This window comes from Aliiroseovarius sp. S253 (genome assembly GCF_049800855.1).
Lineage (GTDB): Bacteria > Pseudomonadota > Alphaproteobacteria > Rhodobacterales > Rhodobacteraceae > Aliiroseovarius.
This window is the reverse complement of sequence record NZ_JBNAFW010000001.1, coordinates 878,059-893,592: the sequence shown is the minus strand read 5'-3', so window position 1 is coordinate 893,592 and position 15,534 is coordinate 878,059. Positions and strand designations below refer to the sequence as shown.

At 58.7% G+C, this 15,534-nt stretch carries 13 protein-coding genes; 7 read left to right on the top strand and 6 right to left on the bottom strand.

All coding sequences use genetic code 11. From position 1 onward, the window contains the following. Positions 1-112: 112 nt before the first annotated feature. Complete coding sequence (locus ACP15F_RS04420; RefSeq protein ID WP_424939623.1) at positions 113-1,315, bottom strand: DegT/DnrJ/EryC1/StrS family aminotransferase; 1,203 nt, start codon at positions 1,313-1,315, stop codon at positions 113-115. Between the two features lie 44 nt (positions 1,316-1,359). Next, positions 1,360-2,043: an HAD-IA family hydrolase gene (locus tag ACP15F_RS04415; RefSeq protein WP_424939622.1), complete on the bottom strand. Its 684-nt coding sequence runs from the start codon at positions 2,041-2,043 to the stop codon at positions 1,360-1,362. A gap of 132 nt (positions 2,044-2,175) precedes the next feature. Between ACP15F_RS04415 and glmU the strand changes: the two genes are divergently transcribed. The 3 genes from glmU to ACP15F_RS04400 are packed head-to-tail and all read left to right on the top strand — an operon-like array spanning position 2,176 to position 6,142. Continuing rightward, on the top strand, positions 2,176-3,531 hold the full coding sequence (gene glmU, locus ACP15F_RS04410) for a bifunctional UDP-N-acetylglucosamine diphosphorylase/glucosamine-1-phosphate N-acetyltransferase GlmU (protein ID WP_424939621.1): 1,356 nt from the start codon (positions 2,176-2,178) through the stop codon (positions 3,529-3,531). Positions 3,532-3,533: 2 nt separating this feature from the next. After that, entirely contained in the window at positions 3,534-5,354 is a 1,821-nt protein-coding gene (glmS, locus tag ACP15F_RS04405) for a glutamine--fructose-6-phosphate transaminase (isomerizing) (RefSeq protein ID WP_424939620.1), read from the top strand. Beyond that, positions 5,351-6,142: a DNA alkylation repair protein gene (locus tag ACP15F_RS04400; protein ID WP_424939619.1), complete on the top strand. Its 792-nt coding sequence runs from the start codon at positions 5,351-5,353 to the stop codon at positions 6,140-6,142. The genes glmS and ACP15F_RS04400 overlap by 4 nt, the downstream gene beginning before the upstream one ends. A gap of 5 nt (positions 6,143-6,147) precedes the next feature. On the opposite strand, the gene ACP15F_RS04395 is transcribed toward ACP15F_RS04400, so the two are convergent. The 3 genes from ACP15F_RS04395 to ACP15F_RS04385 all read right to left on the bottom strand — a co-directional run bounded on the left by ACP15F_RS04395 (position 6,148) and on the right by ACP15F_RS04385 (position 9,105). Then, positions 6,148-6,825 (bottom strand): DUF6639 family protein, encoded by a 678-nt coding sequence (locus ACP15F_RS04395; RefSeq protein WP_424939618.1) that lies wholly within the window; start codon positions 6,823-6,825, stop codon positions 6,148-6,150. A 157-nt stretch (positions 6,826-6,982) separates the two neighbouring features. Continuing rightward, a complete protein-coding gene (locus ACP15F_RS04390) occupies positions 6,983-8,644 on the bottom strand; it encodes an AMP-binding protein (RefSeq protein WP_424939617.1) in 1,662 nt (553 codons plus the stop codon). Further along, positions 8,641-9,105: a D-galactarate dehydratase gene (locus tag ACP15F_RS04385; RefSeq protein WP_424939616.1), complete on the bottom strand. Its 465-nt coding sequence runs from the start codon at positions 9,103-9,105 to the stop codon at positions 8,641-8,643. The genes ACP15F_RS04390 and ACP15F_RS04385 overlap by 4 nt, the downstream gene beginning before the upstream one ends. Before the next feature lie 94 nt (positions 9,106-9,199). Here ACP15F_RS04385 and moaA point away from each other — a divergent pair, with 94 nt between their 5' ends. Next, positions 9,200-10,207 carry a GTP 3',8-cyclase MoaA gene (gene moaA / locus ACP15F_RS04380; protein ID WP_424939615.1) on the top strand — a complete coding sequence of 336 codons (1,008 nt, stop codon included), beginning with the start codon at positions 9,200-9,202 and terminating at the stop codon, positions 10,205-10,207. Positions 10,208-10,287: 80 nt separating this feature from the next. On the opposite strand, the gene ACP15F_RS04375 is transcribed toward moaA, so the two are convergent. Then, positions 10,288-11,451 (bottom strand): M20 aminoacylase family protein, encoded by a 1,164-nt coding sequence (locus tag ACP15F_RS04375; protein ID WP_424939614.1) that lies wholly within the window; start codon positions 11,449-11,451, stop codon positions 10,288-10,290. Between the two features lie 373 nt (positions 11,452-11,824). Here ACP15F_RS04375 and ACP15F_RS04370 point away from each other — a divergent pair, with 373 nt between their 5' ends. The 3 genes from ACP15F_RS04370 to ACP15F_RS04360 all read left to right on the top strand — a co-directional run bounded on the left by ACP15F_RS04370 (position 11,825) and on the right by ACP15F_RS04360 (position 15,503). Continuing rightward, on the top strand, positions 11,825-13,534 hold the full coding sequence (locus ACP15F_RS04370; protein ID WP_424939613.1) for a peptide ABC transporter substrate-binding protein: 1,710 nt from the start codon (positions 11,825-11,827) through the stop codon (positions 13,532-13,534). 66 nt (positions 13,535-13,600) lie between these two features. Then, on the top strand, positions 13,601-14,611 hold the full coding sequence (locus ACP15F_RS04365) for an ABC transporter permease (protein ID WP_424939612.1): 1,011 nt from the start codon (positions 13,601-13,603) through the stop codon (positions 14,609-14,611). Further along, entirely contained in the window at positions 14,604-15,503 is a 900-nt protein-coding gene (locus ACP15F_RS04360; protein ID WP_424939611.1) for an ABC transporter permease, read from the top strand. The genes ACP15F_RS04365 and ACP15F_RS04360 overlap by 8 nt, the downstream gene beginning before the upstream one ends. Positions 15,504-15,534: the final 31 nt, after the last annotated feature.

The window sequence follows — 15,534 nt, the reverse complement described above, 5'->3', positions numbered from 1 at the left end:
GAACACTTGTTCAGTTAATGCGCCGAAAGCTCGATTCGCGTCAATACACGCACAAATTCACGCAGCGTCACAACGCGCGCGGGCCTCGAATTCTGTCTGATGTTTGAGGGGCTCAGCCTGCCTGATGCACCCGCCCGACCACGTCACGGATGATCTGCGCAATCAGCGCGCAATCGTCCAGCGTGAAGGTCAGTGGCAGGCGCAGGTCCAGAATACCTTTCAGGATCCGGTCGGTCTTGGGCAATTTAGGCGTGTCAGCATAACGCCAGCTGTCATAGCGGCTGGTAAAGCCCGCAGGCTCCGCGCCGCCGAACCATTTCAGCTCGACACCGCGCTTTGCGCAGCGCGCGACAACCTCGGTCACGGCGTCTTCTGACCAATCCAAAAGCAGGAACTGGAACGAGGACATGACATACTCTTCCGCCGCAGGCCGTTCGATCACCGTCAGGCCCGGCGTGTTGCGCAGCCCCTCTTCCACCACGCGATAACGTGCATTCCACGCCGCGCTTTGTTCATCTAGCTTTGCCAGCTGTGGCCTCAGGATTGCCGCCCGCAGATTGTCCATCCGACCCGAGATATTGGGGGTGATGTATTTCACCTTCTCGAACGCCTCGGGTGGCGGTCCCGCAAGGTGGCGTTCATACAGCATATAGCTGCCCGACAGGATGATCGCGCGGGCCATCAGGTCGGGATCGTCCGAGATCAGCAACCCGCCCTCGCCCGAATTCACATGCTTATAGGTCTGGGTCGAATAGGCCGCCATCGCCCCGTGCCGTCCGGACAGGGCGCCGTTCCAGCGCGCGCCCATCGTGTGGGCACAGTCCTCGATCACCGTGACCCCTGCCCCGTCGCAGATCTGCATCAAATGGTCCATGTCACAGATATGTCCGCGCATATGGGACAGCAGCAGCACACGCGGCGCATCCGTCTCGGCCACCAGCTGCGCCAGATGGTCCAGATCAATGGTCAGCGCTTCGGTCACACCAACGAAAACCGGATTCGCACCAAGGGACGCAATCGCGCCGGGCACCGGGGCCAGCGTGAAGGCGTTGGTCAGAACGCGATCGCCGGCCTCGACGCCCACGGCACGTAGAGCCGTCGCAATCGCATACCCACCCGAGGACACGGCCAACGCATATTTCGATCCCATCTGCGCCGCGAATTCCTGTTCCAGCAAGGCCGCATGTGCGGTCTCGCCCTCGGCCACGTTATAGCGGTGCAGACGCCCGTGGCGCAGAACCTCCATGGCTGCCTCGATCCCCTCGTCAGGAATGGGCTCTTGCTGGGTGAAATTTCCGGTGAATCGCTGTGTCATGGTCGTAGAGTGCGTAGCCCCAGTGGTAAGGTCAATGGACGGGATTAGCCAATCAGCCGTGCGACCGTGTCGTCCAGATCATCATAATGGTTCAGCATTGCCTCGGGCTCTAACCGCGCCACACCCGGCCCCTCGGGACCGAACCCCACAAGAATACAGGGTGCATTTGCAGCTCGCGCGGTCTCGCGGTCGGTGAAGGTATCGCCCACCAAAAGGGCGCGCGCCGGATCCCCGCCAGCCTGTAAAGCTGCGGCCACAAATGGCGCTGGATCGGGCTTGCGCGTGGGCAAAGTGTCGGCGCCGATCAGCGATGTGAACCTGTCCAAAATGCCCAAACGGGTCAATAGAAGTCGCGCCAGCCCCTCGGGTTTGTTCGTGCAGATCCCGACCGCATAGCCCGCGACATGCAGCCGTTCCACGGCCTCCATCGTACCGGGATAGATCACGGTGTGCCGATCGATATCGGCCTCATAGGCGGTCAGCAGGTTTGGAAACTCGCGATCCACGTCGACCTCGTCTGCGGTACCGTTCAATCTTTCGAACCCAAGGCGCAGCATTGCCCGCCCGCCGTGAAACGCGGTCAGCGCATCGGCCACCGGATCCAGTAGCGCGCCATGCCCCAGCTCTTCAAAACATGCATTTGCGGCAGCGATCAGGTCACCCGACGTGTCCGCCAGCGTGCCATCCAGATCAAAGATCACCGTGCGTTTTCCGTTGCCCTGCGTCATTCCCTCAATCCTTCTTTGGCAATTCCCCGCCGAAGTCTGTAACCTCGCGTAAGGTTAATTGAACCGGTTTCCCTTGCGAGCCTCGCCTCAAGGGGTAAAACGGGCCAAAAGGAATTGAAAGAGCAGATCGACATGGCAACAGCCCTGATTGTCCTTGCCGCTGGCAAGGGAACACGGATGAATTCAGACCTTCCCAAGGTGATGCATGAAGTGGCGGGTGCACCGCTGTTTGCGCATGCGTTGGCTTCGGGCGCGGCCCTTCAGCCCGAACGCGCTGTGCTGGTCGTTGGCCACGGCGCCGAGATGGTGGGCAAAGCTGCCGCCGATCTGGATCCCGATATTACTATCGCCGTGCAAGAAGAACAGCTGGGCACTGGTCATGCCGTCGCACAAGCCCGCCCTGCACTGGACGGGTTCGACGGGGACGCGATTGTTCTATACGGAGATACACCATTCATTCGCACTGAGACGCTGGAAGCCATGGCGGCCGAGCGCGCGTCTGGGGCCGATGTGGTCGTGCTGGGTTTCAAGGCTGCTGACCCGGGCCGCTATGGTCGCCTGATCGTGAAGGACGATGCCTTAGAGCGCATTGTAGAATTCAAAGACGCATCAGATGAAGAACGTGCCGTAACGCTTTGTAACAGTGGAGTTGTTGCCGCGAAGGCTCAAGTCCTTTTCGACCTGATCGACGGCGTCGGCAACGACAACGCATCGGGCGAGTACTATCTGACCGACATCGTGGAAGTGGCCCGCAGCAACGGCCTGACGGCCCGTGTCGTCACCTGTGACGAAGCAGAGACGCTGGGCATCAATTCTCGTGCGGAACTGGCCGCAGCAGAAGAGGTTTTCCAAGCCACCGCCCGCAATGAGGCGCTGGAAAATGGTGTAACGTTAGTCGCGGCAGACACAGTCTATTTTTCGCATGATACGGTGATCGGACGCGACACGGTGGTGGAACCCAACGTGGTCTTCGGCCCTGGCGTGACAGTCGAAAGCGAAACCCGCATCCGTGCGTTCTCGCACCTGGAAGGGTGCCACGTCTCGCGCGGCGGGGTTGTCGGCCCATATGCCCGTCTGCGCCCGGGTGCAGAACTGGCTGAACACGCCAAGATCGGCAACTTTGTCGAAATCAAGAACGCCCAGATCGAAGAAGGCGCCAAGGTGAACCACCTGTCTTACGTGGGCGATGCGCGCGTGGGTGAAGGCGCGAATATCGGCGCGGGGACCATCACGTGCAACTATGATGGCGTCTCGAAACACCATACTGACATTGGCGCGCGGTCCTTCATCGGGTCCAACACTTGCCTTGTCGCCCCCGTTTCTGTTGGGGACGAAGCGATGACCGCCACCGGTACGGTGGTAACAAAAAACGTACCTGCTGGGGCCATGGCCGTCGGTCGTGCCAAGATCGAGATCAAGCCGGGCCTAGCGATTAAATTGTTTGAAAAGTTAAAGGCCGCCAAGGCCAGACGCCAGAAAGGATCCTGAAAATGTGTGGTATTGTAGGGGTTCTGGGCAATCACGAAGCAGCGCCAATTCTTGTCGAGGCTCTGAAACGGCTCGAATATCGCGGCTATGACAGCGCAGGCATTGCAACGATTGATGCCAAAGGCCAATTGGATCGGCGGCGGGCCGTCGGCAAGCTGGTAAACCTGTCCGACACGCTGGTACACAATCCGCTCGCCGGAAAATCCGGCATTGGTCACACCCGCTGGGCAACCCACGGTGCGCCAACCACCGACAACGCCCACCCGCACCGCGCAGGCAACGTTGCCGTGGTACACAACGGTATTATCGAGAATTTCCGCGAGCTGCGCGAAAAGCTTGCCGCCGAAGGGCTGGAGTTTTCGACCGAAACCGACACCGAAACCGTTGCCCTTCTGGCGCAAAGCTATGTCGCTCAGGGAAAGACCCCGAAAGAGGCGGTCGAGGCCACTCTGGCACGGCTCGACGGTGCTTTCGCACTGTGTTTCCTGTTTGATGGCGAAGACGACCTGATGATCGCCGCCCGTAAAGGTAGCCCCTTGGCCATCGGCCATGGCGACGGCGAAATGTTCGTGGGCTCGGACGCCATTGCGCTGGCCCCCATGACGGACAAAATCACCTATCTGGAAGAAGGCGACTGGGCCGTTATCACCCGCGACGGGGCCGAGATCTTTGATGCCGAAGGGCGCCGCGCCAACCGGCCAATGAAGCAGGTGAAGCTGGACGCTGCCCGGATCGAGAAAGACGGCTATAAGCACTATATGGCGAAAGAAATCGCCCAACAGCCCACCGTGGTTGGCAAGGTTTTGGAAGCCTATGTATCTGGCGACAAGATCACCATGGATCTGGGCGGGATTGACTTCGCAGACGTAGATCGCCTGTCTATCGTGGCCTGCGGCACGGCTTATTATGCCGGGCTGGTCGCGAAGTACTGGTTTGAACAATACGCACGCCTGCCTGTCGACATCGACGTCGCCTCGGAGTTCCGCTATCGCGAAGCCCCCTTCGCGCCAAAAACCATTGGCCTGTTTGTCAGCCAGTCAGGCGAAACCGCCGACACGCTGGCTGCTCTGCGCTATTCGACGGGTAAAGTCGACAAGGTCGTCTCACTGGTCAACGTGCCCGAAAGCTCGATTGCGCGGGAAAGCGATGTGGCCGTGGAAATCCAAGCAGGCGTCGAAGTGTCCGTTGCTTCGACCAAGGCCTTCACGTGCCAGCTGACCAGCTTTGCCATCATGGCATTGAAGGCCGCTCACGATCGTGGACATTTGGATGATGCGGGACTGGCCCAACGCCTGTCCGAGCTGCGCCAACTGCCGGGGTTAATGAGCCACGCGCTGACCATCGACGCCGCCACGAAAGAGATCGCCAGCAAACTGGCCGAGGCACGCGACGTCCTGTTCCTTGGCCGTGGGCAGATGTTCCCACTGGCATTGGAAGGCGCGCTGAAACTTAAGGAAATCAGCTACATCCACGCCGAAGGCTATGCGTCGGGCGAACTGAAACACGGGCCCATCGCGCTGGTCGATAAGGCAACACCCACAGTTGTCATGGCGCCCCATGACGGGCTGTTCGACAAGACCGTGTCCAACATGCAAGAAGTCATGGCCCGCGGTGGTCGCGTGGTTCTGGTCTCGGACATTCGTGCAGCTGAAGAGGCTGGCAGCGGTGTCTGGCAAACCCTTGCCATGCCTGAAGCACCCGAGCTGATCCAACCAATCCTTTACGCGGTTCCCGCACAGCTTTTGGCCTATCATACGGCCATCGCAAAGGGTACAGATGTGGACCAACCCCGCAATCTTGCCAAATCGGTGACCGTAGAATGACACTTGACGACGCGCTGGCCGCGCTGAAGGCCCAGATCGAACCGGGCCGCGCCGAAGGGCAGAAAGCCTATCACAAACAAACCCGCGAGGTTTGGGGCATCCCGAACCCGGCGTTGAATGATCTGACGAAAGAGTGGCGTCAGTCGCTTTCCGTCGACGAGCGCGTGGCGCTGGCCGATCAGCTTTGGAAAACCGATGTGTTTGAAGCCCGGATCGCCGCTGCGAAACTGCTGACGCAGGCGCGTATCCGTCCCGATGACGCTGTGTGGGATTTGATCCAAAGTTGGGTTCCGGATTTCGACAGTTGGGCCATCGCCGATCACGTTTGCATGGCCGGGCAGAAACGTCTGGTCGCCGACCCGTCACGCCTTGATGCCGTGGAAAAATGGGCCACGTCCGACCACATGTGGACCCGTCGCGCGGCCCTGGTGATTACCCTGCCGTGGACCAAGCAAAACAATCCGAAGGACGAAGATATCGCCATTCGGGATCGCGTGTTGAGCTGGGCGGACAGCTATGTCAGTGATCCGGAATGGTTCATCCAGAAGGCCGTCGCTTGGTGGGTGCGCGATTTGTCAAAGCATGACCCGGATCGTGCCCGCGCGTTCCTGAAACCGCATGCCAAAACCCTACAGCCTTTCGCCCTGAAAGAAGCGCGCAAGCATCTGCCTCCCCCTGCCCAGCTTCAGAAAGAAGCCAAGGACAAGTGGCGGGCCGAGAAGCGGAGATTGCGCGAGGAAAGCTGGGGCCGAAAGCGGGACGATCAGCCGCAAACTGACGAAGACTGACCAAGCTAGTCGCTGTCGAACCGTTCGCGATCCAGCAAGATGTCTCGGGTGGCCACTTTGCCGATGTATTCGCAGGCATCCGGGCGTTGCCTCAGATGCGCCCAGACATCTTGCGCGAACCCGTCCGGGGACATGAACAGCATCAGTTCGGACAGCGCATCACGAGAAATAGGCTGGCCCGCGTCCGGGCTTTCTCCGAACTTCTCTTGCAGGGATGGGGGAAGCGACATCACCTGCATTGCATAAGCGATGTATTCGTCGGCAACGATACAGTCGTCAAATGGGCACGGCACCGGGTCCATTACCGCATGTGCCAGTTCGTGGACGACAACACTTCTGAAGAACACCTCGTCGTCAACAAAACTGAACGCACCGTTCTTGCTGCGGTGATGAGACATTGCCGATGGGGTCAGCACTTCGACCCTGCTTTCGCCGCAGTGATATTGAGCATTACATCCCTCAGGAAGCGTTTCCACAAGCTCCAGCTGAACTACGCGCAGCAGATCCGGAAGCGCGCATGACGCGAAAAGTTTAGAGGCTATGCGTGCTGCCTTGCAGACCTCTCGGTTCGTGGTGCGATCACCAGAACTGACTTCGACAGCCATCTCTTTGCAGGCGTGTTGCTCTGCCAGTCCCGGCAGTGCACCTGGCAAAGCGACACATATCGCGGCAAGGATGGGCAAGTGACGGAGATCCAATGCGACCCTTCCATAGTAGATTTATCTGAAACTATGCCGAGCATTGCACAGGAGGGACGCCCACACAAACCAGCCGGCACATCGACGTAGACATCGCTTTACACCACTTGGGGCGCCACTCCGGACCGGTCGCGATCGACTATCAGCCTCGCAGCTCACGCCGCATGATCTTGCCCGTGGCCGTCATGGGAAGATGATCCACAAATTCGACACTCCGAGGGGCCACATGAGGGCTGATCCGATCACGGACCAGCTGTATCAACGCCTCTTCCATTCCCCCGCACGAGCTCCCGTCCTTCAAAACCACTACCGCCTTGACTGCTTCGGTTCTCAGAGGGTCTGGCACGCCAATCACGGCCGCCATGGTGACGTCAGGATGAGTCATCAGGCAGTTCTCGATCTCGCTCGGCCCGATGCGATAACCTGCCGAGGTGATCACGTCGTCGTCGCGGCTTGCAAAGGTGAAATAGCCCGAAGCGTCGCGGGTCGCCAAATCTCCGGTGCGTAACCATTTGACGTCGTCCACATCGTGAAACTTGTCGCGTGTCTTTTCAGGCAGGTTCCAATAGCACAGGAACATCACCGGATCAGGTGCTTTCACACAGATCTCGCCCATCTCGCCCGGCTCAACGGATGAACCATCGTCAGCCAGCAGCGTCACCTCATGACCGGGAATGGGTTGCCCCATGCTGCCGGGTTTGACCTCCATCGCACCAGCGACCGAGGACAGGACCAGATTGCATTCGGTCTGGCCGTAGAACTCGTTGATCTTCACGCCCAGCGCTTCGTCGGCCCAGTCAAGCAATCCCGCCCCAAGGCTTTCGCCGCCTGACCCGATGGATCGGATGTCGACACCCTTGGGCATTGCATCCGACTGTCGCAGCAGCTTCAGCGCGGTTGGCGGCATGAACAGATTGCGCAGCCTGTGATCCGCCATCAGGCGATACGCAACTTCGGCATCGAACTTACGCATGCGGTGGCTGACGATGGGCACGCCGTAATACAGAAACGGTAGTGCTAGATCCATAAGGCCGCCGATCCATGCCCAATCCGCAGGCGTCCAGCCTTTGTCATCCGCCTGTGGAAAATCCTCGTTAAAGTTTTCGACACAGGGAAGATGGCCCAGAAGAAACCTATGGGCGTGCAGCACCCCTTTGGGTGGGCCAGTCGTGCCAGAGGTATAGATCATCACCGCCGGGTCTTCGGCCAGCGTGTTGACAGGATCGACAAGCGGATGCGCCGCCTCCAACGCCCGCCACATATCTTCGGCACCTTCACAGGGCTTGACCGAGAAGACCGCCTGTAGCGTGGGCAGTTCCGGGCGGATCTCAGACAGTTTCGTCATATTGTCGGGGTCTGTGACCACCAGCTTTGCGCCGCTATCTGATAGACGATAGGCCAAAGCATCCGCTCCAAAGAGCGTAAACAGCGGCAAAACCACTGCGCCCAGCTTGTAAGCCGCAAAATGGGTAATCAGAACCTCTGGCCCCTGCCCCAGCAACACCGCAATCCGATCACCTTTGCCCAACCCCGCATCGTGAAGCACGGTTGCAAATCGGTCCGAGGCCTCTTTCAGGCGCCCAAAGCTCCAATCCTCGGAACTGCCATCTTCGTGCACATGGGTCAGCGCAATCCGGTTTGAATCTATCGCAGCCCAGCTGTCACAGCAACGTTCACCGATGTTGAAATGCTCGGGGATATCCCACTGAAACACGGCACGCATGTCCTGCCACGTCCCACATGGCGACACAAGTTTGCGGGCGCGGCCAAGTTCAAGCCACGCCGCATCAGTTATCGAGCTCACGACCCGAAGACCACCAGTTCATGCAGTCCAGACAGATCCAAATCCAAAAGTTGAAGCGCAGAGATCGAGATCCGGCTGCCCCCCGTCGAGGTAGGTCTCAACGTCACCTTTACCGTGCGCCCTGTGGCCTTGGATTGAACCCGGCCCTCGGTCTCGCTGCTAACAAGTGGCGTTTCGACCCAGAAGCCTGGAATAGTTGGGTCGCCTAGATTGGCAACCGTTGTACCCAGTGCACCCGCAGGAGTGGGTGCAGGCGCCAGAGCGGCCACGCGATCGTCCTCGGTTGATGTATCAAATTCATCCGCGGTGGTCGCATCAGCCGGAGGCGCATTCGGGGTCACGGCCGGTCCAACCGGCTCCTGACGCAAATGGGGCGGCGACGGCAGAAGATTGTTCATGTCCACGCCGGCACATCCCGTGACGGCAAGACAGGCGGCGGAAAGAATAATAAGCTGTTTCATACAGGCAAACTGGCGCAAATCTCCGACGCTTTCAACGGTTGAAATGACGCGGCCGTGACTTGCGCGTAGCTTCGCCCGCCCTTAGGTTCGTCGCATGGAAACGCCCAAGCTTGTTGACCCCTTTCACCGCCCGGTAACCTATCTGCGCCTGTCCGTAACTGACCGGTGCGATTTCCGCTGCACCTATTGCATGGCAGAGAACATGACTTTTCTGCCCAAAAAGGACCTGCTGACGCTCGAAGAACTCGATCGTCTATGTTCTGCCTTCATCGGGCTTGGCGTGCGTAAGCTGCGCATCACCGGCGGAGAGCCGCTGGTCCGCAAGGGAATCATGGGCTTCTTCGACGCCATGGGGCGGCATCTGGACAGCGGCGCACTGGACGAATTGACCCTGACTACCAATGGGTCACAGCTGCATCGCTTTGCCGATGATCTGTTCAAGGCGGGCGTGCGACGGATCAACATTTCTCTGGATACGTTGGACGAAGACAAATTTGCCAAGATCACCCGATGGGGCCGCCTTCCTCAGGTCCTGCGTGGAATAGACGCCGCACAGAACGCAGGTCTGCGCGTCAAGATCAACGCGGTGGCCTTGAAAGGTTTCAATGATGACGAGGTTTTCGCCCTAGCCGAATGGTGCGCCCAAAAGGACATGGACCTGACCTTTATCGAGGTCATGCCCATGGGCGATATGGGCGAAGAAAATCGGTTAGACCAATATTGGCCCCTGACCCAGCTGCGCCAGCATCTCGAAACCCAGCTGACCCTGACCGATGTGGACGACAATACAGGCGGTCCAGCCCGTTACGTGCGCGTCAATGAAACCGGGCAGAAAATCGGGTTTATCACGCCGATGACCCATAATTTCTGTGAAAGCTGCAACCGTGTCCGGATGAGCTGCACCGGTCAGCTTTATACCTGTCTGGGCCATGACGGCATGTCGGACCTGCGCGCGCCCCTGAGATCATCAGAAAGCGACACGGTGCTGATCGACGCCATCCACGCCGCCATTGGACGCAAACCCAAGGGCCATGATTTTGACTATAGCCGTCAGGAAATCCGCGGCCAGACGATCAGACACATGAACCATACGGGCGGATAACGCCCTCATTTTTTTACCAAAAATATCCTGGGGTGAGGCCCGAAAGGGCCGAGGGGCAAAGCCCCTCCCCCAACAGCATCTCAGCCAATCGGCATCCGGCTTTCCGCCATCTCTGCCCACCATGAGCAGCCCTGCGGGATCACCTCGTCATTGAAATTGTATTCGGGATGATGAACCATCGCGGTGTCCCCGTTTCCCACAAGGATATAAGCGCCGGGGCGCTCTTCCAGCATGAATGCAAAATCCTCGCCCCCCATGACATAGGGGGCATCGGCGCATTCGCCCGACACTTTGCGGGCAGCCTCGGCCGCGAAATCTGTTTCAGCGTCGTGGTTCACCATCACCGGATAGTTCCGCTCGTACCGGACCTTAGCCTCGCCGCCAAAGGTCGCTGCAATCCCGTTGCAGATCTCGGAAATGCGCGTCTCGGCCAGATCGCGGATCTCGGGTGACAGGGTACGTACGGTACCCTTCAAATGCACCGACTGCGGGATCACATTGAACGTGGTCGAAGATGTCTCGACCGATGTGATCGACACAACCACCTGCAACGTCGGATCCGCATTGCGCGACGCGATGGTCTGAAGCGCGGTCACAGCCTGTGCAGCCATCACAACAGGATCAATCGTGTCATGGGGTTTGGCCGCGTGCCCACCCCGTCCGATGAACTGAATATCCAAAAGGTCGGCCGCGGCAAAGAACGGACCGGGCCGGATCGCAAACGCGCCTAAGGGCTGACCGGGCCAATTGTGCATTCCGTAAATCTCTTGCACACCGAAGCGTTCCATCAGACCGTCTTCACACATGACGCGTCCACCGCCCCCACCTTCTTCGGCAGGCTGAAAAACTACAACGCATGTGCCATCAAAATTACGGGTTTCAGCCAAGTATTGAGCCGCGCCCAACAACATCGCCGTGTGACCATCGTGCCCGCAGGCATGCATTTTTCCCGGCGTGACCGAGGCATAATCCAGACCTGTCGCTTCGAGTATCGGCAGCGCATCCATATCCGCGCGCAAACCAACCACTTTGCCTGATTCTGTCTTTCGCCCACGGATCACACCAACGACACCCGTGCGCCCGACACCTTCTACAACCTCATCGCAGCCAAATTCCCGCAGTTTTTCGGCCACGATGCCCGCCGTGCGATGAGTGTCGAACTGCAGTTCGGGATGTTTATGAAAATCCTGACGCCACGCGGTGATGTCCTCGTGAAGCTCGGCAAAACGGTTTCGGATCGGCAAAGGATCATCCTTTTCTGTATGGGGTATCGCGGCAATGACGTAGTACAGGTGACAATGCCCAGAAACCTATGAAGGCTCAAGGGACCTGCGCCAGTGTTTCTCGACGCCAAAATCATCGGGCCATCGATTTTTTTGCCCCGTATACCATTGAATTCTATCAAGATTAGAAAAGCAACAGCATGGGGAAATCAAAGAAACCTGCCTGCCCCCCCTTGCAACTGGACTGTAATACAGTGTCATAATACTCACAGGTTTGGCGGCGCGCGACACCGGTGTTGAGTTTGTTTTCTGCCACAAACAGTCGAGTTTGCACTGCCATATGCCCTTCTTCAGCAGGGGTGGCTTGCCGAATTACCTAGGGATCCGACCAAAAATGTCTGCTGTTTACAAACGCATAACCTTGGCAACACTGAGTGTTTCCGTCCTTTCATCCGCCGCCTATGCCGAGCGCGGGTCGCAGGGGGATCTGAACCTGATCTATTGGCAGGCCCCGACACTTCTAAACCCCTACCTTGCATCCGGCCCCAAGGATTCCGAGCCTGCGTCGTTGGTCTTGGAGCCTCTGGCCCGCCATGATGAGACCGGTATGATGGTACCGTGGCTAGCCCAATCAATCCCGACTTTGGAAAATGGCGGCATTTCTTCCGACTTGCAGTCGATCACGTGGGCTCTAAAGCCGGGGATCAAATGGGCTGACGGCAGCGACTTCACGGCAGATGATGTGGTCTTTACGGCCAACTATTGCATGGACACTGAAAGCGGCTGTCAGATGACAGCGAAGTTCACCGATATCGCGCAGGTTCAGGCGCTGGATGCTCATACGGTGAAGATCAGCTTTACAAAACCTAAGCCCTATCCCTATGCGCCTTTCGTTGGCCTTGAAGTTCCAGTTCTGCAAGCTGCTCAGTTCGCCGATTGCATGGGGGCGAATGCCCTGAACTGCTCGGCCCAAAACCTCGCGCCCATCGGCACTGGCCCCTACCAGATCACCGATTTCAAACCGGGAGACGTGGTGAGCTATGACATCAACCCCCATTATCGCGACGCAGATAAACCCGGCTTTTCCAAGGTAACACTGAAGGGCGGAGGCGACGCGTCTGGCGCCGCCCGCGCCGTGCTCGAAACCGGCGAATTTGACTATGCATGGAACCTTCAACTGGATCCGCAAGTTCTGGCCAACATGAAATCCGCTGGCAAAGGTCAAGTGGTATCGTCCTTTGGAACGGCCGTGGAGCGTTTGCAGGTCAACCTGACCGATCCGGCAGCTGATCTGGGCGACGCACGCTCAACCCGCGATGGCGGCGCGCATCCCTTCCTTTCCGATCCGCGGGTTACTAAAGCTCTTTCTCTGGCAATCGACCGCGATACATTGATTGGCATTGCCTATGGCGATGCGGGCCGCTCAACTTGTGACGTGCTCGCCGCCCCCGCCATATATGCGTCGGGCGCGAACGACATCTGCTTGACCCAAAACTTGGACGCCGCGCGCGCGCTTCTGGACGAAGCCGGTTGGACTGACAGCGATGGCGACGGTATCCGCGACAAAGATGGCGTGCCGATAGCGCTGCTTTACCAAACCTCGGTCAACCCTGTGCGTCAGACTACGCAGGACCTGTTGAAAGCGTGGTGGGCTGAGATAGGCATCGCGACCGAACTGCGTGCCATCGCACCTTCGGTCTTCTTTGGTGGCGACCAGTCCAGCCCGGACACCTATCAGAAGTTCTATGCCGATCTGGAAATGTTCACCAACTTCTTCCCCGGCAACGACCCCGAGCCCTATTTGAACAACTGGGCCTGCGCGGCAATCCCAACACCAGAGAACGGTTGGGCGGGCATGAACGTGCCGCGCTATTGCAATCCCGGCTATGACGCCTTGCTGGCCAAACTTGGCAACACGGTGGATATCGACGAGCGGATCGAGATCTCGAAACAGCTGAATGACATGCTGATGCAGGCGGGTGCACTGATCCCGCTGGTGCATCGTGGCGAGGTATCGGCCCACGCCAACTCGCTTGAAGGTGTGCGGATGAATGTCTGGGACAGCGAACTTTGGAACATCGCGGACTGGACCCGCGCCAAGTAAGACCGCTAGACTGGGGGCGCGGCTGATTTCAGGCCGCGTCACGGAACCAAAGGCCGTCTACCGCTCATGTTAACCTATTGTTTGCGCAGGCTTGTTTTCTCGGTTCCGGTGCTGATTTTCATCAGCTTCGCCATTTTCCTGTTGATGGATATGGCCCCCAACGACCCTACTGCCAATCTGCCAATGTCGATCCCTGCCGAAACCCGCGCCCAACTGCGCGAGGCACTGGGGATCGGAGATCCGCTGCTGACCCGCTATCTTCTGTGGTGCAAACAGTTTTTCATTCATGAACCGCTGAACTGGCTGTCCGACCTCACGGGCCTCAGCTTCGGGGATCCGGACCGCTTGCGCGTCTTAAGCTGGGCGTCGCGCGCGCCGGTGGTCGAGCTGATCGCGGATCGCCTGCCCCAGACACTTTGGGTCGTCGGACTGTCCTATATTCTGGGCATCGCCATTGCTTTACCCGTCGGCATTTACTCTGCCTATCGTCAGCACGGCTGGTTCGACCATCTGGGCAGCTTCGTGTCGATGATCGGTTACTCGGTTCCGTCCTTCTTTCTGGGCGTCGTGATGATCGTGATCTTCGCGGTGAAACTGAACTGGTTTCCGTCGGTCTATGACACGACTTTGGCCGTCACCGGATGGGACAGCTTTATGGCCCAACTGCGCCAAATGGTTATGCCGGTCACCATCCTTGCGCTATATAACGCAGCGCAAATCAGCCGCTATATGCGTGCGTCGATGCTGGAAAACCTGCACCATGACTATGTCCGCACCGCCCGCGCGAAAGGGGCGTCCGAACCGCGCGTGATATTGGCCCATGTGGCACGAAACTCGCTTTTGCCGGTTGTGACTGTGATCGCCTTGGGCATCCCGCAAGTTCTGGCAGGCACGATCATCACCGAGCAGATTTTCAAGATCAACGGGATCGGAGAGCTTTTGATTTCCTCGATCCAAAGCGGAGATCTGCCCGTGGTGCAGACACTGACCTTCCTGTTCGCCGTCCTCATCGTGGTGTTCAACCTTCTGGCCGACATCGCCTATGGCCTGCTGGATCCAAGGATCAGCTATGACTGACCTGTCCATCATTAGCGTCCCACCCAACGGGTTTTGGAGACGATTTCGACGGCACAAAGGTGCGGTCATTGGTGGAGTGCTGCTGGTGCTTATCCTCTTTGCCGTCCTGATCGGGCCACTTCTGTGGCCCCATACAGCGGGGCAGATCAACGTCACCGCCCGCAACTTTGGACCCAGCCTGTCGCACCCGATGGGCACCGACCACCTTGGCCGCGATCTGTTCGCCGCCATGCTGCAAGGCGGGCGCGTCACACTTTTGGTAGGCATTGTCGCCATGGCATTGTCCGTGGTGATCGGGGCAGCGGTTGGCATTCTGGCAGGCATGGTCCGATGGCTAGATGCCCCCCTGATGCGCCTAACCGACCTATTTCTGGCCCTGCCCGTTCTGCCCCTGCTTCTGGTCACGATCATGCTGTGGCGTGATAGCCTGCGCGCGCTCTTTGGGGCCGAGGCTGGGATTTTCCTGTTGATCGTTGCGATGATTGGCCTGACCAGTTGGATGCAAACCGCCCGCATTCTCCGCGCCGAAGTGCTGGCCTTGAAGAAACGCGAGTTCGTCACAGCCGCCACCGCGCTCGGCCTACGCCCTTGGGGCCTGATCCAGCGGCACATCCTGCCTAACGCGATGGGGGTGATCATCGTCTCGGCCACGCTTGGCTTGGCCAATGCCATCATCACCGAAAGCGCGCTTAGCTTTCTGGGGCTCGGCTTTCCGCCGGACCATCCCACATGGGGACGGCTGTTGTTTGACGGTACCGAGTATCTGACGCTGACACCCGCCCGCGCGATCTGGCCGGGGTTGATGATCACGCTGACCGTTCTGTGCGCCAATTACCTTGGCGACGGGCTGCGCGATGCGTTGGACCCGCGCGGCGGCAGTGGGCGCAAATAAGGACAAACCGAGCAACGGCGCCTCTGCCTTG